General features: G+C 71.6%; 21 protein-coding genes. 4 read left to right on the forward strand and 17 right to left on the reverse strand.

Translation table 11 applies throughout. The features are described from left to right. Positions 1–44: 44 nt before the first annotated feature. The 5 genes from VGK78_RS05865 to VGK78_RS05885 form a co-directional block, all read right to left on the reverse strand. Entirely contained in the window at positions 45–3,032 is a 2,988-nt protein-coding gene (locus VGK78_RS05865) for a bifunctional glycosyltransferase/CDP-glycerol:glycerophosphate glycerophosphotransferase (protein ID WP_331526568.1), read from the reverse strand. Between the two features lie 47 nt (positions 3,033–3,079). Then, on the reverse strand, positions 3,080–4,768 hold the full coding sequence (locus tag VGK78_RS05870) for a glycosyltransferase family 61 protein (protein ID WP_331526570.1): 1,689 nt from the start codon (positions 4,766–4,768) through the stop codon (positions 3,080–3,082). 89 nt (positions 4,769–4,857) lie between these two features. Beyond that, a complete protein-coding gene (locus tag VGK78_RS05875; protein WP_331526572.1) occupies positions 4,858–5,802 on the reverse strand; it encodes an ABC transporter substrate-binding protein in 945 nt (314 codons plus the stop codon). Positions 5,803–5,880: 78 nt separating this feature from the next. Then, positions 5,881–6,624: an ABC transporter permease gene (locus VGK78_RS05880; RefSeq protein ID WP_331526575.1), complete on the reverse strand. Its 744-nt coding sequence runs from the start codon at positions 6,622–6,624 to the stop codon at positions 5,881–5,883. Continuing rightward, a complete protein-coding gene (locus VGK78_RS05885) occupies positions 6,621–7,346 on the reverse strand; it encodes an ABC transporter permease (protein WP_331526576.1) in 726 nt (241 codons plus the stop codon). The genes VGK78_RS05880 and VGK78_RS05885 overlap by 4 nt, the downstream gene beginning before the upstream one ends. Before the next feature lie 4 nt (positions 7,347–7,350). Between VGK78_RS05885 and VGK78_RS05890 the strand changes: the two genes are divergently transcribed. Next, positions 7,351–8,406 (forward strand): ABC transporter ATP-binding protein, encoded by a 1,056-nt coding sequence (locus VGK78_RS05890; protein WP_414690638.1) that lies wholly within the window; start codon positions 7,351–7,353, stop codon positions 8,404–8,406. A 166-nt stretch (positions 8,407–8,572) separates the two neighbouring features. Here VGK78_RS05890 and VGK78_RS05895 read toward each other — a convergent pair whose 3' ends face one another. The 11 genes from VGK78_RS05895 to dacB form a co-directional block, all read right to left on the reverse strand. Beyond that, positions 8,573–9,172, reverse strand: coding sequence for a hypothetical protein (locus tag VGK78_RS05895; protein WP_331526578.1), 600 nt, complete (start codon positions 9,170–9,172; stop codon positions 8,573–8,575). 9 nt (positions 9,173–9,181) lie between these two features. Further along, a complete protein-coding gene (locus VGK78_RS05900; RefSeq protein WP_331526579.1) occupies positions 9,182–9,622 on the reverse strand; it encodes a DUF3180 domain-containing protein in 441 nt (146 codons plus the stop codon). A 117-nt stretch (positions 9,623–9,739) separates the two neighbouring features. Continuing rightward, on the reverse strand, positions 9,740–10,312 hold the full coding sequence (gene folK / locus VGK78_RS05905) for a 2-amino-4-hydroxy-6-hydroxymethyldihydropteridine diphosphokinase (protein ID WP_331526580.1): 573 nt from the start codon (positions 10,310–10,312) through the stop codon (positions 9,740–9,742). Between the two features lie 10 nt (positions 10,313–10,322). Continuing rightward, entirely contained in the window at positions 10,323–10,721 is a 399-nt protein-coding gene (folB, locus tag VGK78_RS05910) for a dihydroneopterin aldolase (RefSeq protein WP_331526581.1), read from the reverse strand. Continuing rightward, a complete protein-coding gene (folP, locus tag VGK78_RS05915) occupies positions 10,706–11,521 on the reverse strand; it encodes a dihydropteroate synthase (RefSeq protein WP_414690639.1) in 816 nt (271 codons plus the stop codon). The genes folB and folP overlap by 16 nt, the downstream gene beginning before the upstream one ends. 12 nt (positions 11,522–11,533) lie before the next feature. Continuing rightward, complete coding sequence (gene folE, locus VGK78_RS05920) at positions 11,534–12,139, reverse strand: GTP cyclohydrolase I FolE (RefSeq protein WP_349257117.1); 606 nt, start codon at positions 12,137–12,139, stop codon at positions 11,534–11,536. A 21-nt stretch (positions 12,140–12,160) separates the two neighbouring features. Continuing rightward, on the reverse strand, positions 12,161–14,218 hold the full coding sequence (ftsH, locus tag VGK78_RS05925) for an ATP-dependent zinc metalloprotease FtsH (protein WP_331526584.1): 2,058 nt from the start codon (positions 14,216–14,218) through the stop codon (positions 12,161–12,163). A 162-nt stretch (positions 14,219–14,380) separates the two neighbouring features. Continuing rightward, positions 14,381–14,932, reverse strand: a complete 552-nt coding sequence (hpt, locus tag VGK78_RS05930; protein ID WP_331526585.1) for a hypoxanthine phosphoribosyltransferase — start codon at positions 14,930–14,932, stop codon at positions 14,381–14,383. A gap of 10 nt (positions 14,933–14,942) precedes the next feature. Then, the gene (gene tilS, locus VGK78_RS05935; protein WP_331526586.1) at positions 14,943–15,938 is read right to left on the reverse strand and encodes a tRNA lysidine(34) synthetase TilS; all 996 of its coding nucleotides are present in this window, start codon (positions 15,936–15,938) and stop codon (positions 14,943–14,945) included. Positions 15,939–15,952: 14 nt separating this feature from the next. Further along, positions 15,953–16,987: a zinc-dependent metalloprotease gene (locus VGK78_RS05940; protein ID WP_331526587.1), complete on the reverse strand. Its 1,035-nt coding sequence runs from the start codon at positions 16,985–16,987 to the stop codon at positions 15,953–15,955. A 220-nt stretch (positions 16,988–17,207) separates the two neighbouring features. Continuing rightward, positions 17,208–18,647: a D-alanyl-D-alanine carboxypeptidase/D-alanyl-D-alanine endopeptidase gene (gene dacB, locus VGK78_RS05945; RefSeq protein ID WP_331526588.1), complete on the reverse strand. Its 1,440-nt coding sequence runs from the start codon at positions 18,645–18,647 to the stop codon at positions 17,208–17,210. Between the two features lie 113 nt (positions 18,648–18,760). On the opposite strand from dacB, the gene VGK78_RS05950 reads away from it, so the two are divergent. Genes VGK78_RS05950 through VGK78_RS05960 form a run of 3 tightly spaced genes read left to right on the forward strand, consistent with a single transcriptional unit; the run spans position 18,761 to position 20,911 of the window. Next, a complete protein-coding gene (locus VGK78_RS05950; RefSeq protein ID WP_331526602.1) occupies positions 18,761–19,261 on the forward strand; it encodes an inorganic diphosphatase in 501 nt (166 codons plus the stop codon). Between the two features lie 7 nt (positions 19,262–19,268). After that, a complete protein-coding gene (locus tag VGK78_RS05955; protein WP_331526589.1) occupies positions 19,269–20,198 on the forward strand; it encodes an aminotransferase class IV in 930 nt (309 codons plus the stop codon). Then, positions 20,195–20,911 carry an HAD family hydrolase gene (locus tag VGK78_RS05960; RefSeq protein WP_331526590.1) on the forward strand — a complete coding sequence of 239 codons (717 nt, stop codon included), beginning with the start codon at positions 20,195–20,197 and terminating at the stop codon, positions 20,909–20,911. The genes VGK78_RS05955 and VGK78_RS05960 overlap by 4 nt, the downstream gene beginning before the upstream one ends. A 101-nt stretch (positions 20,912–21,012) precedes the next feature. Here the strand turns inward: VGK78_RS05960 and VGK78_RS05965 are convergent, their stop codons facing one another. Then, on the reverse strand, positions 21,013–21,591 hold the full coding sequence (locus VGK78_RS05965) for an alpha/beta hydrolase (protein WP_331526591.1): 579 nt from the start codon (positions 21,589–21,591) through the stop codon (positions 21,013–21,015). Position 21,592: the final 1 nt, after the last annotated feature.

Here is a 21,592-nt window from a genome sequence, read left to right on the forward strand (position 1 = left end):
GGTAAGAGCCGGGTCGGCGCCCATGAGCGTGGCCAAGAGCCGGGTCAGCGTCTGTGCGCGTCGGCAAGAGCCGGGTCAGCGTTCAGCAGGGCGAGCACCGAGTCCAGCATCCGGGCGGCGGCGTGGCCGTCCTCGTGGGGGTTGAAGCGGGCGTCGAAGGCACGGACCTGCTCCGACCAGGCGGCCGACAGGGCGGCGACGTCGCGGACCTGGGCGACCACCTCCTCGGTGGTCGAGACCAGCGGGCCGGGTGCGGTGTCCTCGAACGGGAAGAGGAAGCCGCGGACCCCCGAGGTGTAGTCCGCGAGGTCCGGCACCAGGAACACCATCGGGCGGCCGGTCAGCGCGTAGTCGAACCGGATCGAGGAGTAGTCGAGCACCGCGACGTCCGAGGCCAGGATCAGCTCGTTGACCTCGGGGTGCTCGGTGACGTCGACGACGCCGCGCCGCGACCGACCCGGCGTGTGGAAGCGGTGTCCGCGGAGGAGCAGCACGTGCGAGTCGCCCAGGGCGGCGGCCGCGGCGTCGACGTCGAGGTGCTCCGACATCGCCGCCGCCCGCGGCCGGGTCGCCAGGTGGTCGCGCCAGGTGGGCGCGTGCAGCACCGCCGTCTGGTCCGGTCGTACGCCGAGAAGTCGCCGCGCGCGGTCACGCACGGCGTCCCCGTCCGGTCCGCGCAGCATGTCGTTGCGCGGATAGCCGTGCTCGGCGGCCGGTCCGGCGTACCCGTACTGCTCGCGGTAGACCTCGGTCATCTCGGGCGTCGGCGTCGAGATCAGGTCCCAGGACTCGACGCTGCGCCGCCGCATCACCGCGATCCGGCGCGGCGGCAGCTCGCGCGCCTCCCACTGGGACAGCCCCATCGCCTTCGACGGGTAGCCGTGGAAGCACTGCACGACCAGCTGGTCGGGGCGCCGGCGGTACCACGCCTCGGGCTCGGTGTTGGTGACCAGCACCCGGGCCGTGCCCAGCACGCCGTACCACTCCCGTGACCCGATCACGACCGGCCGCGCCCCGGACGGCACCCAATGCCCGTGGTCGACGATCCCCCACGCCGGCTCGAGGTCGGGGCGGCGACGTCGCAGCTCCTCGAAGAGCGCGAGCGGGGTGTCGGTGGCGGACCGCCCGGCGAAGCTCTCGAAGTACCACTGCCCCGGGTCGGTCTCCCGATCATCGACGAGGTACGCCGCGCGCAGCCGCTCCTGCCCGTAGGCGCCGAGCTCGTCGTCGGCCCGAGGCGGACCGAGGTGGATCTCCCCGGGTCCTCCGCCACCGGCCAGGACCCGCATCCGGTGCCGCTCGCCGACGGCCTCGACCGGCAGGCGCTCACGCCACGCGGTCGCGGCGCCGAGCCCGGCCGGGCGATGCAGGCGGTAGACCGCGGTGGGCAGCCAGACCTGGCGTCCGTACAGATCACGGCGGGTCGAGAAGGCGACCGTCCCGTCGGGCCGCAGCTCGCCCGGGACGTCCGTACCCGGACCGCGCAGCCGCAGCCCCTCGACCGGCCGGTCGAGCCGGACCACGACGAGCTCGCCGTCGAGAGTGATCTCCTGGACCACGGGCCCGCGTCCTTCGCCGTCCGCCGTCCGCGGCGGCAGTACGACGCATGCGGAGCGCACCAGGCCGTGCACGCGCGCCACGACCCGCAGCCGTCGGGTCCCGGCAGGGACGGTCACCCGGGCCGCGCCTTCGGCGGCCGACTGGAAGCGGGTGCCGGCCCACCGGTCGGCGTTCCGGTCCGGGCGCCGGTGCACGGAGACCTCCGTGCCGTCCGCGTCGACCGTGAGCTCGAGCGGGTGGGCGGCCAGGTCGACGCCCGCGATGCGCACCCACAGGTCGACGTCCCGGCCGGCATCCGTCTCGGCGACCCGGACCACGAGCACGCGCATCCGGGTCTCCTCGTCACCGAGCCGGCGATCCTCCGCGGACAGGTGCACCGACCCCCAGACCGCCACCGGTCCCTCGGAGGTGAGCTCGGTCGGGACGTCGTCGCCGAGCGAGTCCAGCTCGGCGGCCAACGCCTGGACCTCGGTACGCCGGCCCGCGGCCGCGAGACTCAACAGGGAACGCGACGACACCCGCAGCCCGACACCGTCCGGGACCGGGCTGAGCTCCACCAGGCGCCGCCAGGTCGCGTCGTCCGCGCGCTCGGCGTCCGCCACGAACCTCGGCAGCAGCACGTCGTACCAGTGGCGTCGCCAGCCGTCCTCGAGGGGCGTGCCCTCGACGGCCGCGCACACGTCGTCGGAGATCCGGAGCCAGGCATCGAGCTCCGGGAGGGGGTCGGGCCGTGCCCCGAACGCCCGGTGGCCGCGGCCCCAGGCGTACCGCGCCACCGGCCGGTCGAGTACGTCCACCGTCAGCCCGGGCAGCAGTCGCGCGAGAGCCGGCGAGCAGAGCCAGTCGTCGTGGGAACCGAGCTCGAGACGGCGCGCCAGGTTTCGGGTGAGCGCCTTGTTCGCGAGCGTGAGGTCACCGGCGAGGGCCGCCGGCACCGGCCCCGAGGTCAGCGGCTCGCGGTGGGCGTCCGCCTGCGCCCGGAGCAGCCAGGGCTCGGGCTCGCCGGTCTGCTCGAGGAGACCGGTCGCCAGGTCCGAGCCGCTCGTCGCCAGGGCCCCGGTGAGGTCGCCGAGGGCGTGCGGCAGTAGCTGGTCGCAGCCGCGCACGAGCACGACGTACCGGCCCGAGGCCGCCGCGATCCCGCGGCGCACCGCGTCGTACGCCGTGGCCGCTGGAGCGACACTCCGGAAGCGCCGGTCGGGGGGCAGCTCGACCGCGGCGCGCCCGACCGGGCTGACCACCACGTCCAGCAGCGCGTGGTTCTGCCCGCGGATCGACGACACGCAGCCCTCGATCCGGTCGCCCTCCTCCGGAACCATCACGACCGAGACCAGCCCGATCTCGGCACCGGTCAATCCGGCCCGGGGACCCACCGCGCCGAGCAGCCGCGCCCGGACCGGTCCGGGCAGCCGTCCCCACGAGGTGCGTACCGCCGAGCGCCCGATCTCGCGGACGCGTGACCGGGGAAGCATGCTCGGCATCGTAACGACGCGCGCGGTGCCCGCCGGCGCCAGAGCAGTCAGAGCCTGGTGATCAGCCGGTCGAGGTCGTCCCCGAGTCCCGGCAGGTCGAACTCCCAGCCGGCTCGCAGCGCCTGCTTCGACCGCGGGTTGGCCGGAGACCGGTCCGGCGGAGACCAGAAGTAGTGCGACTCTCCGCCCTTGACGGCGGCGAACAGGTGCTCGTTGCGGGCGAAGTAGCCGCTGTGGTTGAGCACCACGAGCGCCTCGAGGCGACGTGTGTGCATCACGTTGAACAGCGCCGAGCCGCCGAAGCCGGCCACCACCCGGGCCTCGCGGAAGAGCCGCGCCTGGTCGGGCAGCGGGTGCTGCTCGGGATACAGGATCGTGAAGCCCCGGTCGGCGAACCGGCGTTCGACCTGTCTCAGGTTGCGACAGATCCGGTCGTTGTTGGCCGTGGCGTCGGAGCGCGAGACGAAGATCCGCGGCGAGGTCACGACGTCCGACTCGTGCGGGCGCAACCCTGCCCCGATCCGTTCCCAGACCTCGGCGATCCCCGGATGGACGTAGTGGGGCTCGGCGTTGTGCCACATCGGCGTCGCCGACACCACGGAGCCGACCAGGACCGGTCCATCGGCACCAACGACGTCGTCGTCGGCGATCCCGAACGCCGAGAAGACGGCCCGCTCGACCTCGGGGTCGAAGTCACGGCGCGGGTGGAAGAGCAGCTTGAGCCCGGGCAGACGGCGCCTCGCCTCGTCCCAGCCCCACATCCGCGACACCACCTCGGTGAGGACGTGTCCGAAGTGGCTCGGGTACGCCGACTCCAGCTGGTAGAAGTCGCCGTCCAGGGAGCGCTCCGGGACGAGCCGCCGCTTGAGCCGGGCGAACTCCCCGGCGGGATCGACCAGGTGGGGGTTGCCGAGGTCGTCCGCGAGATGCCAGCGGAAGGAGTCGGGGAGCACCGTGCTGCCCGACCACATCAGCGTGCGTCCGCTCATCGCGACCGGCCCGCGATAGTGACGGGTCACCAGCCGCGGGTGGTGCAGCACGTCCTTCATCGGCGCGATCGTCGGCGCGGCACCGTGGTGGTGGACCGTGGTCCGGGAGTCGACGCGACCCTCGGGCAGGGCCGCCAGCTCGTCGACCGACAGAGCCGGCTCTCGCGCGACCAGCACCTCGGGGACGTCGATCTCGCGCAGCAGCAGGTAGTGGCGGTAGCGCTTGCTGACGACCATGGGCTCGTGCGTGAGCATCACGGCGCGGACACTGTCCCCCAACGCTGCATCGGCTGAGTCGTCGAGGACTCCGGCCAGTCCTCCGAAGCCGCCGCCCAGGTCGCCCGGTGCGGCGACCCGGTCGTGGACGAACAGTCCGTGCCGAGTCAGGTGCGGGAGCACGGCCGCCAGCAGCGAGCGGTGGTCGGGGCATCCTTCCGGCAGCCGGTCGGTAGCCAGCAGGTCGACGACCAGGTCGACGGCGCCGGACCGTCGCAGGTGATCGGTGACCTCGGTGAGGGCGCGCGCGGCGCGCACCGGTACGTCGTACCCGGGGAGGTCGGCCGGTTCGGGCGTGAGCACGAGGACCCGGTCATCCGCCAGCTCGCTCAGCCAGGCCTCGAGCCGGTCCCGGACGCCTCCGTGCGCCACGAGCACCGCGACCCGACGGCCGGACGCGCCCTTGGGCACGATCGATCCCAACGCCCGCAGGTCGGGGATCGCGGGATCGCCGGGCGGGCGGGGCGGCATGCCGGGCATGGTAACCGCGGCCCTGGACGAGGACGCGAGAGGCCATCAGGGGTCCCCGATGCCACGGGGACCCCCGGCTCAGACCCGTGTCAGATCAGGCCCGCCTGCGACAGCCACTGCTGGGCGACGTCCTCCGGCTTCTGCCGGTCGACCGACACCTCGGCGTTGAGCTTGGTCAGGTCGTCGGTGGTGAGCTTGGCCATCAGCTGGTTCAGCGGCTCGGCGACGTCGGGGTGTGCCTGCAGGAACGAGGTCGACACCATCGGCACCAGGTTCTGGGCGGGCTGGATGTGCTTGTCGTCCGGCAGGAGCACCAGACCCTGGCTGTCCAGCGTGCCGTCGGTGGTGCTGGTCTCGCCGAGCTGCGACTCGCCGTGGATGACCGAGTCGTAGGTCTGCTGGCTCGCGTAGCCCAGCGGCAGGATCTTGGTGATCTTGATGCCGTACGCCGACGACAGGCCACCCTCGCAGTCCAGCCGGCCCTTGCAGTCGGGTGCCGCGGCCAGGGTGACCGACTTGCCCTTGAGGTCGGACAGCGTCGTCACGTTGTTCTGCTGGGAGTAGGCCTTGGTCACGAAGAACGCGTTCGCGTCGGTCGCCGGCGACGGGTTCAGCAGCGTGATGCCCTTCTTGTCCAGCAACGGCTTGGCCTTGTCGATGGTCTTCTGCGGGTCCGAGACCGTGATCGGCTTGGCGTTGCTGCCGTTGTAGGTGCCGTTGAGGAACTCCACGATCGCGCCGGTGTACTCCGGCACGACGTCGATCTTGTCCGGGACGAGCTTCATGTACACGTCGCGGGTGTCCACGAGGTGTACGTCGGGGCTGTAGCCGGCCTTCTGGAGGACCGCGGCGTACATGTCGGCCACGATCTCTGCCTCGGTGAAGTTCTGCCCCGAGATGCGGACCGTGCCCTTGTCCGTCGTACCGGTCGAACCGGTGTCGCCGGCGGTGCTACTGCTGGTGGAGCTGCCGCAAGCCGTGAGGAGTGCGGCGCTGACCGCCACCACCCCGGCCAGGAGACGTCGAGACTGCATTGGATCTCACCTTCTGTGTCCCGCGCCGCGGTGCGACGCGCGTGTCCGGTGCCCCCCTACCAGGGCGTGGATCGCCCATCATCCTCCAACGCCGGAGGCGACGCGATCCCGGGGCAAGCCGCTGCGGGTTGCGGTTCCCTTACGATTCGGGTCCACGGCGCGCTCGAGGAGGGCGCTGCCGACCTCGAGCACGAACGCGACGACCGCGACCACGAACGCCGCTGCGATGCCCTTGGGGTAGTCGGTGCGGTAGAAGCCTTCCGTGATCAGGGTGCCGAGCCCCGGGCCGGCGACCAGGGCCGCGATCGTGGCCGTGGCCCAGACCTGGACCAGGGCCAGCCTGATGCCGGACACGATCAGCGGCATCGAGAGCGGCAGCTCGACCCTCCAGAACCGCTGCGACCCGGTCATCCCCATGCCGGTCGCCGACTCCTTGACCGGCGCGGCGACCTCGCGCACCGCGACGTACGCATTGGTGAAGATCGGCGGAAGTGCGAACAGGGTCAGCGCGATCAGCGTCGCTAGCCCGGCACGACCGTAGGGCCCGAGGGTCGCGGTGCCGGGATGACGGAGGGTGACCAGGATCGCGAGGAGTGCGAACGTCGGGACCGCCCGGCCGACGTTCGTGACGTTGACGGCCAGGAACCCGGCCCGGCCGAGGTGGCCCAGCCACAGGGCGAGCGTCAGCCCGATCAGCATCGCGGCTGCCAGTGCGGTGACGGTGAGCAGCAGCTGCTGCACGAGCAGGTGCCACATGCCCTCGGAGCCACCCCAGTTGGCACCGGTGGTCAGGTAGTGCCAGGCGTCGCGGAGGTTCCTCATGCCGTCCGCCTCCGATGGGTCCACGGGGTCGCGGCCCACTGCGCGCCGACGATGACCGCGTCCAGGACCACCGCGAGCACCACGCACAGCACGCTCGCGGCGAGGATCTCCGCCTTGAAGTTGTTCTGCACGCCGTCGCGGATCAGGTTGCCCAGCCCGCCGTACGACACCAGCGTGCCGACCGTGGTGAGAGCGACCGTGGAGACCGTGGCGACCCGGAGTCCGGCCATGATCACCGGCAGCGCGAGGGGGAGCTCGACCCGGACCAGCAGGCGCATCGGGCCGTAGCCGAGACCGGTGGCGGACTCGCGCACCTCCTCCGGGACGCCGAGCAGGCCGGCGAGCATGCTGCGCACCAGGATCGTGAGGGCGTACAGCGCGAGGCCGATCACCACCGTGTTCATGCTGATCCCCGTGAACGGCACCAGCAGAGGGAAGAGCGCCAGGCTGGGGATCGTGTAGATCATCGTGCTGGTGCCGAGGATCAGGCCCTGCAGCCACGGCACCCGTCGCGCCAGGAGCGCGAGAGGGAAGGCGATCAGGATCCCCAGCACGAGCGACCAGGCGGTGATCTGCAGATGCTGACCGAGCGCCGAGGTCAGGTCGTGGTGGCGGTCCTTGAGGTAGTCGGTGCAGTACCACTTGTTGACCAGCCTGCTGTAGCAGCTCGGCTGGATCGCCAACTGACCGAGAAGGGGCCCGTCTCCCACGAGTAGGGTCACGGGCATGAACGCTACCGCCCCCTCCGGGGAGCAGGCGCCCACAGACGACAGCAGCGAAGCGATGATCCGGCTCGAAGGGGTCGGGAAGCGGTACGCCGACGGGACGGTGGCGGTGCAGGAGCTCGACCTCGAGGTGGCGGCGGGCGAGGTCGTCTGCCTGGTGGGGCCCTCCGGGTGCGGGAAGTCGACGACCCTGAAGATGATCAACCGGCTGATCGAGCCGACCTCCGGGCGGATCTTCATCGAGGGACGCGACGTGATGTCGGAGAACCCGGTGCGCCTGCGCCGTCGGATCGGCTACGTCATCCAGCAGATCGGTCTGTTCCCGCACCAGAAGATCGCCACCAACGTCGCCACCGTGCCGTCGCTGGTCGGCACTCCCAGGGCAGATGCACGAGCGCGCGCCTTGGAGCTCCTGGAGCTGGTCGGCCTGGACCCCGCGACGTACGCCGACCGCTATCCGCACCAGCTCTCGGGCGGCCAGCAGCAGCGCGTCGGTGTCGCCCGCGCCCTGGCCGCGGACCCGCCGGTGCTGCTTATGGACGAGCCGTTCGCGGCGGTCGACCCGATCGTCCGGGCGCGGCTCCAGGACGAGTTCCTGCGACTGCAGGGCGAGCTGGGCAAGACCGTCGTCCTGGTCACCCACGACATCGACGAGGCCGTCAAGATGGGTGACAAGGTCGCGGTGATGGCGCAGGGCGGGCACCTCGCGCAGTTCGGGACGCCCGCGGAGCTGCTCGGCCACCCGGCGGACGACTTCGTGGCCGACTTCGTCGGATCCACCGCCGGACTGCGCCGGCTCACCGTCACCAAGCTCGACCGCCGGCATCTCGAGCCGCTCGACGGCGTGTCGACCGGCGACCTCGGCGCGGCCATCGACCTCGACTCCACCCTCGAGCACGCTCTCGCCGTCCTGCTGCGTGACGACAAGCCGATGGTCGGGGTCAAGGACGGCGCCCAGTTCGTCGGGGTCCTCACCCCCGACGGCATCCACCGCGCCCTGAGAGCGTCACTCTCCGAACACGCTGACCCGGCAGAAGACCCCGCCGTACAACGCTGACCCGGCTCTTGGCCACGCCCGAAAACGCCGACCCGGCTGTTGGCTACGCCACACGGCGCCGACCCGGCTCCCGGTGACCACCTGGAAGAGCCGGGTCAGCGTCCCTGCGTGCAGCTAAGAGCCGGGTGAGCGTCCCTACGTGCAGCTAAGAGCCGGGTCAGCGTCGCTATGCCGTGCCGGCGGCGGGCCAGGAGGTGGCGATGTCGAGCTCGGACCTGAGGGCGTCGTTCTCGGTGCGGAGGACGCCGTTCTCGTCCTCCAGCTCGGCGACCCGAACGATCGCCTCGGCGGCGCGCTCCTCGGAGTCCTCGAGCGCGACCGCGAGGCGGCTGCCCTCGGACTCGGCGAGGTCGGCGCGGCGGGCCTCGGCGTTCAGCTTCCGGATCGACTCGGCGGCGCGGCCCTGGGAGGCGACGACGGCCGACTCGAGCTCGGTCACGGCCTGCTCGGCACGACCGACCCGGCCCGCCATCGCGTCGACGTACTCGCGGTGCTCGCGGGAGCGCTGCTCGGTGATCCGGCGGTAGTCCTGCGCCTGACTGGCGCGGTCGGCGGCGGCGTCGCGCCGCGCCTGGACCAGCTCGGAGTGAGTGATACGGACGGCGGCGGCCCCGAGGAGGACAGCCAGGACGGCAGCGACCGACACGAGGGTGACGGATGCGCTGAGGACGGCGCCGAGAACGACGACCGCCGCGGTGATGACCAGTGCGGCAGCGACCACCAAGCGGGTACTGCGCTGCCGGCGACGAGTCTGTGGGGAAGACATGGGGAAAGGCTAGGGCTCGTCGTCCTTCGGAGGGACGCGACACGCGCGCTCCAGGAGCACCCCGCCGACGACGACCAGGATGCCCGCGACGCCGGCGCAGGCCGAACGAAAGACCCGCTGACCTGCGATGTCGCTGCTGTTGACGCCGAGCCAGCTGACGGCGTACCCGATGTAGACGCCGGCCGCGAGCGCACCGACGTAGGCGCAGGCGCGGGCCAGCACGAGCCGGTTCACCGCCTGGTGCGGCGAGAGCCGGCGGGGGTCCTGCTCGATGGTACGACGCGTGGACCAGGCCGTTCCGAACATGATGCAGGCGACCAGGAACAGGGCCAGTGGCTGCAGCCACGGCACCTGTGGCGGCACCCCGGTGCCGCGGTCGGCGATGCGGTGGAAGCCCCATCCCGCGATCAGCCCGATCACCGCCCAGATGCTCAGGACGGCCGGGCTCATCGGCCGCAGGCGACCACCGGGCTCGGGGGGTTCGGGCCGCTCGTCCTCAGGAGGCTGGGGCTCTGCGCTCACCTCGGGTCACTCCGGCTTCAACGCAGCGGGCTCACGCGGGCGGCCTCACTGCACGTGCAGCGAGAGGTCGTCACGTCGGGTGATGCCGCTGCGGTCGCTCTTCTCGAGAAGCTCGGCCACGAGCCCGGCGTCCGGGATCTCGGCGTCCGGCTCGACGTCGTACCAGGGCTGGAGGACGAACGCCCGCTCCGCCGCCCTCGGGTGCGGCAGCTGCATGACCTCGTCGTTGCGGCGCCGGTCGCCGATCACGATCACGTCGACGTCGAGCGTGCGCGGCGCGTTGACCTCGCCCGAGCTCCGGTCGCGTCCGAACGCGTCCTCGATCGCCTGTGCGCGGTCGAGGATCCGGCTGGCCGCGAGGGTCGTGTCGAGCAGCACGACCGCGTTCAGGAACGCCTCCGACCCTTCCGGCGCGTCGACCGGCTCGGTCTCGTAGACCGGCGACACCCCGGTCACCCAGACGTCGGGAGTGTCGGCGAGCGCGTTGACCGCGCCCTGCAGGCTGGTCAGCCGCTCCCCGAGGTTGGAGCCGAGCGAGAGCACGGCCCGGCGGATCGGACGCATCTCACCGGTGAGCGTGTCGGCGTCGACGATATGCGGGTTGGGCGTCTCGGTCACGGGTCGAACCTCACTGCTCGGGGGCCGGGGATCGTTCGGCGGTCGGTCGGGTGATCGTCAGCGTCACGTCGGCGAAGGTCGCCTCGATGGGTGCACCGGGTTTGTGGACCGTGACCCGGGCCCATTCAACACGATCATCCAAGAGACAGACTCCCGAGATGCGCTCGGCCAGGGTCTCGATCAGGTCGACCGGATCCGACTCGACGGCGGCTTTCACACGGTCGACGAGACTTCCGTAGTCGACCGTGTCGTGCAAGTCGTCGGACGCCGCCGCCGGCCGGGTGTCGACACCGAGGGTTAGGTCGACGACGAAGGTCTGTCCCTCGCGCCGCTCGTGCTCGAAGACGCCGTGGTGGGCGAAGCACTCGATGCCGGTCACGGACAGCGCGTCGGTCATGGTCGCCCCCATCGCTCGAGCGTGAGCAGGGCGTCACGGCTCGCCCGTACGTCGTGCACGCGGACGCCCCAGACCCCCTGCTGCGCGAGGAGCACGGTCAGCGCGAGCGTCGCGGCCTCCCGGTCGTCCACCGCACGCGGCGTGCCGTCGGGACCCTTGAGCAGCGTGCCCAGGAACGACTTCCGGCTCGGTCCCACCAGGAGCCGGAACCCGAGCGCCTGGAGCTCCGAGAGACCGGCGAGCAAGGCCCAGTTGTGCTTCGCCGTCTTGGCGAAGCCGAGCCCCGGGTCGAGCACGATCCGCTCGTCTGGGATGCCGGCGGCGCGCGCGTCGTCGACCCGCCGGCACAGCTCGTCGCGCACCGTCGCGACCACGCCGCTCGGGCCGTCGTACGACGCGAGGTCCTGCATGTGGTCGCTGTGCCCGCGCCAGTGCATGCAGATGTACGTCGCCTCCGAGGCCGCGACGACGTCCAGGATCCGCGGGTCGGCGAGACCACCCGAGACGTCGTTCACGATCGTGGCTCCGGCGCGAAGGGCCTGCTCGGCGACCTCGGCCCGCATCGTGTCGACCGAGACCAGGGCCCCCTCGGCGACGAGCGCACTGATCACCGGGACCACGCGGCCGAGCTCGTCCGCGACCAGGGGTCGAGTCGCACCCGGGCGGGTCGACTCGCCGCCGATGTCGAGGATGTCGGCGCCGTCCCGCACCAGGTCGCGGCCATGACTGATCGCCGCCTCGGGCGTGTCCCACCTCCCGCCGTCGGAGAACGAGTCGGGCGTCACGTTGACCACGCCCATCAGCAAGGGCAGCACACCGGGAACCTAGCCCTTGTTGGAGTTGATGAGCGCCATCGCCTCCGAGCGGGTGGCCGCGTTGCGCAGCTGCCCGCGCACGGCGGAGGTGATGGTGCGGGCACCGGCCTTCCGCACTCCGCGCATCGTCATGCACAGGTGCTCGGCCTCGATCACCACGATCACCCCGCGCGCCTCGAGCCCCGCGACCAGGGCGTCGGCGATCTGGGTGGTCAGCCGCTCCTGGACCTGGGGACGCTTGGCGTACACGTCGACCAGGCGGGCCAGCTTGGACAACCCGGTGATCTTGCCGCTGTCGGCGGGGATGTAGCCGACGTGCGCGACGCCCGTGAACGGCACCAGATGGTGCTCGCACATCGACCAGAGCTCGATGTCGCGCACCAGCACCATTTCGTCGTGCCCCAGGTCGAACGTCGTCGTGAGGACCTCGGACGGGCTCTGGTGCAGGCCCGCCGTCAGCTCGGCGTACGCCCCAGCGACGCGGTACGGCGTGTCGCGCAGCCCCTCGCGCTCGGGGTCCTCGCCGATCGCGATCAGCAGCTCGCGTACGGCGGCCGCGGCGCGGTCGTGGTCGAAGGCAGGGACCTCGTCCGGCGACCGGTCGGGGCAGGCGATCGCCTCGGGCACGGTCGTCCCTCAGGCCGTCGGTGGCGGCTCGGGGGGGTTGCCCGGTCCGACCGGACTTCCGTGCACGTCGCCGCCCGGCCCCGGGGGCGTGAGGATCCCGCCGGCGTCGGTGTCGGGCTTCGTGCCGTTCACCCGGGCCCGGTCGCGGATCTCCTGCGGGATCTCGACCGGCGGGATCTCCGACGGGTTGCGGTCGGGCGAGCCCGTCCACGCCGGGCGCGGCGCCCGCTTGCGCAGCGCCTCGAAGACGGTGGCGACCTGCTCCTTGTCCAGCGTCTCCTTGTCCATCAGCTCGAGCACCAGGTTGTCGAGGACGTCGCGGTTCTCCTCGAGGATGTCGAAGGCCTCCTGGTGAGCATTGGCCAGCAGCTTCTTGGTCTCCTCGTCGACCGCGGCCGCGACCTCCTCGGAGTAGTTGCGGCTGTGCCCGAAGTCGCGGCCCAGGAAGGGCTCGGAGTTGCTGTCGCCGAGCTTGATCGCCCCGAGCCGCTCGGTCATGCCGTACTGCGTGACCATCGCCCGGGCCACCGCGGTGGCCTTCTCGATGTCGTTGCCGGCACCGGTGGTCGGGTCGTGGAAGACCATCTCCTCCGCCGCGCGGCCGCCCATCATGTAGGCCAGGCTGTCGAGCATCTCGCTGCGGGTCTGGCTGTACTTGTCCTGGTCGGGCAGCACCATCGTGTAACCCAAGGCCCGCCCACGCGGCAGGATCGTGACCTTGTGCACCGGGTCGTTGCCCGGGAACGCCGCCGCGACGAGGGCGTGGCCGCCCTCGTGGTAGGCGGTGATCAGCTTCTCCTTCTCGCTCATCAGGCGAGTACGCCGCTGCGGTCCTGCGATCACCCGGTCGATGGCCTCGTCGAGCGACTCGTCGGTGATCAACTTCTGGTTGGACCGAGCCGTGAGCAGCGCGGCCTCGTTGAGGACGTTCTCGAGGTCGGCACCGGTGAAGCCCGGCGTACGGCGTGCCACCGCGAGCAGGTCGATCCCGGGCGCCAGCGGCTTGCCACGGGCGTGGACCTCGAGGATCTTGTGCCGGCCGGCCAGGTCGGGGGCGTCGACCTGGATCTGCCGGTCGAAGCGTCCCGGGCGCAGCAGGGCGGGGTCGAGGACGTCGGGCCGGTTGGTCGCGGCGATCAGGATCACGCCGCCGCGGACGTCGAAGCCGTCCATCTCGACCAGCAGCTGGTTCAGCGTCTGCTCGCGCTCGTCGTGTCCGCCGCCCATGCCGGCACCTCGGTGACGGCCGACGGCGTCGATCTCGTCGATGAACACGATCGCCGGGGCGTTCTCCTTGGCCTGCTCGAACAGGTCGCGGACCCGGCTCGCGCCGACGCCGACGAACATCTCCACGAAGTCGGAGCCGGAGATGGAGTAGAAGGGCACGCCCGCCTCGCCCGCGACGGCCCGCGCGAGCAGCGTCTTGCCGGTGCCGGGAGGTCCGTAGAGCAGCACGCCCTTGGGGATCTTCGCGCCGACCGCCTGGAACTTCGCGGGCTCCTGCAGGAACTCCTTGATCTCGCCGAGCTCCTCGACCGCCTCGTCCGCGCCGGCCACGTCGCCGAAGGTGGTCTTCGGCATGTCCTTGGAGATCAGCTTCGCCCGCGACTTGGCGAACTGCATGACACCGCGTCCGCCACCGCCCTGCACCTGGTTCATCAGGAACAGGAAGAGCAGGACGATCAGCACGAACGGCAGCAGGGTCGTGACGATCTGTGCGATCACGCTCGGGTGACTGATCTTCACGTCGTACTGGTCGGCCTGCAGGTTGCCCTTGTTGATCTGCTGCTGGATCTCGTTGTCGAGCTTGTCCTGCGTGCCGTCGAGCCAGTGCGCCGTCACCTCGCTGCCCTGCGCTCGTACGTCGGGCTTAAGGGTCGCCTTGATGGTCTGGTCGCCGCTGGTGAGAGTGATCTGCTTGACCTGGCCGGAGGTGATGTAGTTGTTCATCTGGCCGAACTGGATCTCGTCGTACCCGCCCGGCGACGCGACGTACTGCAACAGGAACAGCACGCCCAGGACTGCGACGACCAGCCACAGCCAGACGCTTCGCACCAACCGCTTCACGGGACTCTTTCGACGACGACGCTGTTCACCGGCGGCGGCCGGGGAACACTCCACTCAGGAGAATGACGACGGTACACGTCATTCCCAATGCCCATTGTTCCTTCCCGGAGCGCCATCTCCTAACCACGGGAGGGCCCGTTCAGGCGAGGGATGACTGCCGCCTCACGTATATACGTGAGGGGCGAGGGTGCCGATGTCGCGGAGGTTGCGGTACTTCTCGCGGTAGTCGAGCCCGTAGCCGACGACGAACTCGTTCGGGATGTCCCAGCCGACGTACTTCGGCTCGACCGGCATCGTCAGGGCCTCGGGCTTGCGGAGCAGGGTGGCGATCTCGACGCTCGCGGCGTTGCGGCTGCCGAGGCTGTTGACGAGCCAGCTCAGGGTCAGGCCGGTGTCGACGATCTCGTCGACGATCAGGACGTGCCGGCCGGTGATGTCGGTGTCGAGGTCCTTCAGCAGGCGCACGACCCCGCTGGACTTGGTGCCCGACCCGTAGGAGCTGATCGCGATCCAGTCCATCTCGACGTGCCGCGGGAGGGCGCGCGAGAGGTCGGCCATCACCATCACCGCGCCGCGCAGGATGCCGACCAGCAGGAGGTCACGCCCCTCGTAGTCTCCGGCGATCTCCGCGGCCATCTCCTCGAGCCGCTCGTGGATCTGCTTCTCGGTGAAGAGGATGTGGACCAGGTCCTTCTCGACGTGCGAGGCCTCCATGCCGAGAACCTTAGCCAGCGCCCCGGTCGGCGCCGTCGTCGCGCTCGAACCTGAGTACGCCGTCGCGCCGCACCGCCCTCAGGTGGCCGGGGAGGTCGACCCACTTCTGGCCGTGCCAGTCGGTCACCAGCGCGTCGACCGCGAGCACGTGCTGGTGGAAGGTCTCTCCCGGCGGCGCACCCGCGGCGACCGCGGCGGCACGCAGCACCCGGGTGCGGATCGGACCGGCCAGCGTGGCCAGCGCGTCGACCGCGAGACCGTCGGGGGCGGCCACCCCGGCGAACGCGTCCTCGGCGTACGTGTCGAGGAGCTCCATGTCCCCGCGCAGCTGGTCTGCGGTGCGGGCGAGGGCCTCGGTGACGCCGGGGCCGAGCTCGTCCTCGAGCACGGGCAGCACGCGTCGTCGGACCCGCACCCGCGTGTACGCCGGGTCGCTGTTGTGGGGGTCGTCCCAGACGTCGAGGCGCTCGACCTGGCACGCGGTGACCGTGTCGTCGTGGGAGACGTCGAGGAGCGGCCGACGGTAGTGGCCGAAGGAGCGACGCATCCCCGCGATCGCCCGGCCGCCCGAGCCGCGGGCCAGTCCCATCAGCACGGTCTCCGCCTGGTCGTCGCGGGTGTGGCCGAGGAGCACCACCTCCGCCTCGAAGCGCTCCCTGATCTGGTCGAGCAGGGCGTAGCGCCCGGCGCGCGCCGCGGCCTCGGGTCCCAGCCCGGGCGCCTCGACGGACGCGCGGGCGCTGACCGTCTCGTCGACGCCGAGCTCCGCGAGCTGGCCGACGACGCGCTCGGCGCGCTCCGCCGACCCGTCCTGGAGCCCGTGGTCGACGGTGGCGCCGACGACGTACCAGCCCTGGTCGCGGCCCTCGTGCACCGTGGCCGACGCCAGCGCGAGGGAGTCGGCGCCGCCGCTGCACGCCACGACGAGGCGCGCGCCGGGCTCGAGGTCGGCGAGCCCCCGGCGTACGGCGTGACGCACGGCCGCGAGCGACGGGTGGAGGCTCATGCCGCGGCCACGGGTCAGGCTCGGTGCACGCGCGCGACCCAGCTGTCGGGGTCGTGGATCTCGGCCAGTGTCGGGAGATTGGTGGAGTTCGCCCAGACGGCGTTGAAGTCGGCCATGCCCACCTTGTCGACGACCGCGCGCACGAAGCGGGCGCCGTCGCGGTACTGCGCCATCTTGGCCTCGAGCCCGAGCACCTTGCGGAGCAGCCGGTCGAGGACGCCGACGCCCTTGCGGCGCTCGTCGAACTTGCCGCGGATGCTCGCGACGCTGGGGATCACGTCGGGGCCGACGCCGTCCATGACGTAGTCGGCATGGCCCTCGAGCAGCGACATGATGCCGGTCAGCCGGTCGAGGATCTCCTTCTGCTCGGGCGAGCCGAGCAGGTCCAGGATGCTGCCGGTGCGGCCGTTCTTGATCGCCTCGGAGATGCGTCGCAGCCCCTCGTCGAGGAAGCGCTGCGGCTCGACGGTCTCGGCGAGTGCGTTGAACTGGGAGAAGAGGTGGTCGCGCATCCACGGCACCGCGGTGAACTGCACCCGGTGGGTCTCCTCGTGGAGGCACACCCAGAGGCGGAAGTCGTGGGGATCGGCGTCGAGCTCGCGCTCGACGTGGACGACGTTCGGCGCGACCAGCAGGAGGCGCCCGTGCGGGTCGTGGAACGGGTCGAACTGTCCGAGCACCTTGCCCGCCATGAAGCCGAGCAGGCCGCCGACCTCGGCGCCGGTGATCCGCGAGCCGACCGCCTGGGTGATCGGCCCGGGCTCGCCCCGTCGTTCGGCCACCTTGGCGATGACGGGGGTCAGCAGCCGGGAGAAACCGTCGGCGTTGGCCTGGATCCACGCGGTCCGGTCGACGACCAGCACCGGTGCGGTGAGCGCGCCGGCGTCAAGCCCGGTGAACGTCCGGACGTACGACGTTGAGCGCTCGGCGCCCTCGCGCAGCTCGGCGACCGTGGCGTCGGCCTCCTCGGTCGACACCTGAGGCCCCGGCCCGGCGAGCCGCGATCCGATCGAGACCGCGAGCCCCCAGTCGACCATCTCCGTCGTCATGGGCCGAGCCTACGTTCACGCCCCGCGGCCCGAGCCTGCGAGGGCCGCGGTCAGGGCGGGAGGTCGCCCTTCGAGACGCCTCGTCCCTCGGCTCCTCAGGAACCGGAGCGTCGGCTCATCCCCGAGGAACGAGGGGCTGAGCGACGTGTCTCGAGACCCGGACGACGGTTTCCCCGGTACACCGGGGAAACCGCCGCTCCCCCTGCCCGGCCGGCACGCGTCAGCAGCGGCAGGTGGCGAGAGCCGAGGCGAGGCGGTCGAGGGCGGCCCGGGTGTCCAGGGTCTCGGCCTTCTTCACGTGGTTGCTCACGAAGGCGAAGACCAGGACGCGGCCGCGGGCGTCCGAGGTGAGGCCGGCGAGGGCGCTGGTGCCGGTGAGTGTGCCGGTCTTGGCGCGGACCAGCCCCCGCCCGGGGCTGTGGTCGAAGCGGTAGCCCAGCGAGCCGTCGTACGCCGCGATCGGCAGGCCGGTGATCACCGACCGGAGCTCCGGATGGTCGGGCGACGAGGCCATCTGGAGCACCCGGACCAGAGTCTCGGCGTCGAGCCGGTCGTGGCGCGACAGCCCGCTCCCGTCCTGGATCGTCGCGTCGGAGAGATCGATGCCGAGACCGTGCAGGGTGCGCGTGACACCGCGGACGCCCGCGTCGTACGAGCCCTCTCCCTCGACCGCGAGCCCGACCTGGTGGGCGAGCACCTCGGCGCCCTCGTTGTCGCTGTACTGCAGCACCCGCTCGACGATGTCCGCGACCGGCAGGCTGGTCACGCTCGCCACCTCACGTGCATCGCGGCGAGCCTTCGCCTGCGTGATCGCCGGCCGGACCTCGATGCCGTCCTTCCGGAGGTACGACGCGAACAGGCCGGCGGCCGTGGCCGGTGGGTCCGGCACCCGGCCGTACCCGTCGGGGTTCAGCCCCTCGTCGGCCCAGAGCGCGGTGGTCGGCGTGACGACGTCGTCGGGGATGTAGGACTTCGGCCAGTGCGGGTTGACCCGCGGGCCGCTGAACAGCGACGTGTCATAGGTCAGCCGGACCGTCGTCACGCCACGGCGGTGGAGCTCCTTCGCGGTCCGGGACGCCAGCGTCTCCAGGCTCGCGTCGTGACGAGCCGGGCCTTCCGCGGGCTGCTTGCTCTCGAGGAACGGGTCGCCGCCGCCGACCAGGACGATCTCGCGCCGGCCGGCGGTGACGACGCGGGTCGCGAACGTCGTCTCGGGGCGGAGCACCTCGAGGGCCGCCACCGCGGTGAGCAGCTTGAGGGTCGAGGCCGGGGTCGAGGTGCCGTGGCCCAGGTCCAGCACCGGTGCGCCCTCCAGCGGAGCGACCACGGCACGGAGGTCGGCGAGGTGGGGGTCGTGCAATGCCGGCCCGAGCGCACGGCGTACGGCTGCCCCCGTCGGTCCGGCCGACGGAGCGGTGCGGGCCACCACTCTTGGCCACGGGGCCGGCGGCGCCGTGAAGCCGGGCACCGGCGCGACCAGCGGCGCCGGCTGGTCACCGAACCAGTCCTCGAGCCGTCCCGTCCGGTACGCCGCGGCGGCACCGCCGGCGAGGGCGAGCACCAGGACGCCGGCCACCCACGGGAGCGCCCGGCGCGTGCGACTGCGCGTCCGGTTGCGACGCCGGCTGCGACGCCGACTGCGGCGCTCGGCTCGGCTCACGCTGCTCAGACTCCAGGTCGGGATGGACGGATGCGGGCGGGTTGGGCACCCGGGTTCATTCTGCGCGAGACTGACCCCGTCACCCGCACCGGCAGGACCTGGAGGACGACGTGCTGGAGTTCGACGTACTGGTGGAGATCCCCCAGGGGAGCCGCAACAAGTACGAGGTCGACCACGAGTCCGGCCGGATCCGCCTCGACCGCACGCTGTTCACCTCGACGCAGTACCCGGCGGACTACGGCTACATCGAGAACACGCTCGGCCAGGACGGTGACCCGCTCGACGCGCTGGTGCTGCTGCTCGGCGAGCCGACGTTCCCCGGCTGCCTGATCCGGTGCCGGGCGATCGGGATGTACCGGATGACCGACGAGAAGGGCGCCGACGACAAGGTGCTGTGCGTGCCGGTGTCCGACCCGCGGCTCGAGCACATGCGCGACATCAACCACATGCCGAAGTTCGACCGGCTCGAGATCGAGCACTTCTTCATGGTCTACAAGGACCTCGAGCCCGGGAAGTCCGTCGAGGGCGCCGACTGGGTCGGCCGCGACGCTGCCGAGCGGGAGGTCGAGGCGTCGTTCGCCCGGCTGCGCGAGCACCCCGACGAGCTCCACTGACCGGCCGGTGAGCCCGACCGCGCACGGCGCGCACGACTTCGCCGACGACCCGCGCAACCGCGACGTGCTGATCCACGTCAACGGCACGTTGCTGCCCCGCGACCAGGCGGTGGTGTCGGTCTTCGACGCCGGCTTCGTGCTCGGCGACGGCGTGTGGGAGGGGCTGCGGGTGCACGCCGGCCACCCGGCGTTCCTCGACCAGCACCTCGACCGGCTGTGGGAGGGCGCAGCGGCGATCGCGCTCGACATCGGGCTCTCCCGGTCTGAGCTCACGGAGCGGATCTACGAGACGTTGCGGGCCAACGAGATGACCGACGGCGTCCACGTCCGACTGATGGTGACGCGCGGCCCGAAGTCCACGCCGTACCAGGACCCGCGCTTCTCGGCCGGCCCGGCGACCGTCGTGATCATCGCCGAGCACAAGGACCCGCTGCCGGCGACGGTCGAGCAGGGGTTGTCGCTGTTCACCGTGCACGTGCGCCGGGCGTCGCCGGACACCCTCGACCCGAAGCTGAACGCGCACAGCAAGCTGAACGACATCACGGCCTGCATCCAGGCCTACACGGCCGGCGCGGACGAGGCGCTGATGCTCGACCCACAGGGCTTCGTGGCGACCTGCAACTCGACGCACTTCTTCGTCGTACGTCGTGGCGAGGTGTGGACGTCGTCCGGCGCCTACTGCCTCGGCGGGATCACCCGGGGCAACGTGCTGCGCGTCTGCCGCGAGGCCTCCATCCCTGCCGAGGAGAAGCTGTTCAGCCTCACCGACGTCTACTCCGCCGACGAGGCGTTCGTGACCGGGACCTTCGCCGGGGTCGTCCCGGTGCACACCGTCGACGGCCGGACCATCGGGGCCGGGCGGCGCGGCCCGATGGTGGCGCGGCTCCAGGACCTGTACGCCGATCTGGTGTGGCGCGACGTCGCCTCACGTTCATGACCATCCGCCTGGCCTGCTGGTCCGGACCGCGCAACATCTCGACGGCGACCATGCGGGCCTGGGAGAACCGGCCGGACACCGAGGTCGTCGACGAGCCGCTGTACGCCTGGTACCTCGCGCACACCGGACTCGACCACCCGGGTCGGGAGTCGGTCATCGCGGCGGGCGAGACCGACTGGCGGCGCGTCGTCGACTCGCTGACGCGGCCGTGGCCGGACGGGCCGGTGCTCCAGTACCAGAAGCACATGGCCCAGCACCTCGTCCCCGACCTGCCGCGCGACTGGATCGCCTCGCTGCGCAACGTGCTGCTGATCCGCGATCCCGCCGAGGTGGTGTCCTCCTACCTGCGCTCGCGTGCCGCCGTCGCCCCGGGTGACATCGGGATCCTCCAGCAGCTCGAGCTGCAGGTGCTGCTCGGGCCCTCGGTGCCGGTGATCGATGCGGCGGACTTCCTGCGCTCGCCGGAGCTCTACCTGCGGTGGCTGTGCTCGTATGCCGGAGTGGAGTTCACCGACGCGATGCTGTCCTGGCCGGCGGGACCGCGGGCGAGCGACGGCGTGTGGGCGCCGTACTGGTACGACGCCGTGCTCCGCTCGACCCACTTCGAGCCCTACCGCGCGCGACGGGTCGAGCTGACGCCGGAGGGAGAGGCGGTCGTCGCCGTCACCCGCCCGGCGTACGAGCGACTCCACGGCGCCCGGCTGGTGCTGTGAGCCGAGCTGGGCGTCGGAACTTGTAACGCCCTGTTATCCACGCCCGGGCGCCTGCGCGCGGGCGCGCCTGTGCAGATAACAGGGCGTTACAAGCGGTGCCGTCAGATGCGGTCCAGCCAGGCGTCCACCGCGCGGACGACCTCGACGTGTGCCTCTGTACCGCGGACGACGTCGCCGGGGAGCAGCATCCCGTGGTCGAGGCCGGGGATCTCGACCACCCTGCACGTGGGACGGGCGAGGTCACGCGCGACGGCGCTGTCCCAGAGATCGTCGGCGGTGCCGCCGACCAGCAGCTGTGGGGCGGGGTTGGCGGTGATCGCGGCGACGACGTCGGGCATGTCGAGCAGCGGGGTGAGCCAGATCGACGGCAGCTCGCGTTCCGCGGCCAGCGGCGCAGCCAGGGTGGCGAGCGACTTGCCGGCGATCAGGGCCGGTCCGGACGTCGGGAGGGCGCCTTCCACCTCGGCGCGTACCCAGGCGACGGTCTTCTCGTCCGACTCGTGCGCGGGCGGGTCCCACCAGTGGTGCTCGACCCGCCACCCGTGCTGGAGCAGCGCGAGGCCGGTGAAGAAGAGGAGGGGTGCCATCGGCGGGTAGCCGCGCCCGGGCACCAGCACCGCCGTGCCGACGGGATCCCGGTCCGGCTCGAACGACGTCGCGAAGACACCCGGCACCTTCATC

The organism is Nocardioides sp. (genome assembly GCF_036503465.1).
Taxonomy (GTDB): Bacteria; Actinomycetota; Actinomycetes; order Propionibacteriales; family Nocardioidaceae; genus Nocardioides.

Bases quoted from the DNA above. Each gene is read 5' to 3' on its own strand.
- VGK78_RS05865 (WP_331526568.1), bottom strand. From the start codon at position 3,032: ATGCTTCCCCGGTCACGCGTCCGCGAGATCGGGCGCTCGGCGGTACGC.
- VGK78_RS05870 (WP_331526570.1), bottom strand. From the start codon at position 4,768: ATGCCGCCCCGCCCGCCCGGCGATCCCGCGATCCCCGACCTGCGGGCG.
- VGK78_RS05875 (WP_331526572.1), bottom strand. From the start codon at position 5,802: ATGCAGTCTCGACGTCTCCTGGCCGGGGTGGTGGCGGTCAGCGCCGCA.
- VGK78_RS05880 (WP_331526575.1), bottom strand. From the start codon at position 6,624: ATGAGGAACCTCCGCGACGCCTGGCACTACCTGACCACCGGTGCCAAC.
- VGK78_RS05890 (WP_414690638.1), top strand. From the start codon at position 7,351: ATGAACGCTACCGCCCCCTCCGGGGAGCAGGCGCCCACAGACGACAGC.
- VGK78_RS05895 (WP_331526578.1), bottom strand. From the start codon at position 9,172: ATGTCTTCCCCACAGACTCGTCGCCGGCAGCGCAGTACCCGCTTGGTG.
- VGK78_RS05900 (WP_331526579.1), bottom strand. From the start codon at position 9,622: ATGAGCCCGGCCGTCCTGAGCATCTGGGCGGTGATCGGGCTGATCGCG.
- folB (WP_331526581.1), bottom strand. From the start codon at position 10,721: ATGGGGGCGACCATGACCGACGCGCTGTCCGTGACCGGCATCGAGTGC.
- hpt (WP_331526585.1), bottom strand. From the start codon at position 14,932: ATGGAGGCCTCGCACGTCGAGAAGGACCTGGTCCACATCCTCTTCACC.
- tilS (WP_331526586.1), bottom strand. From the start codon at position 15,938: ATGAGCCTCCACCCGTCGCTCGCGGCCGTGCGTCACGCCGTACGCCGG.
- VGK78_RS05940 (WP_331526587.1), bottom strand. From the start codon at position 16,987: ATGACGACGGAGATGGTCGACTGGGGGCTCGCGGTCTCGATCGGATCG.
- VGK78_RS05960 (WP_331526590.1), top strand. From the start codon at position 20,195: ATGACCATCCGCCTGGCCTGCTGGTCCGGACCGCGCAACATCTCGACG.
- VGK78_RS05965 (WP_331526591.1), bottom strand. From the start codon at position 21,591: ATGAAGGTGCCGGGTGTCTTCGCGACGTCGTTCGAGCCGGACCGGGAT.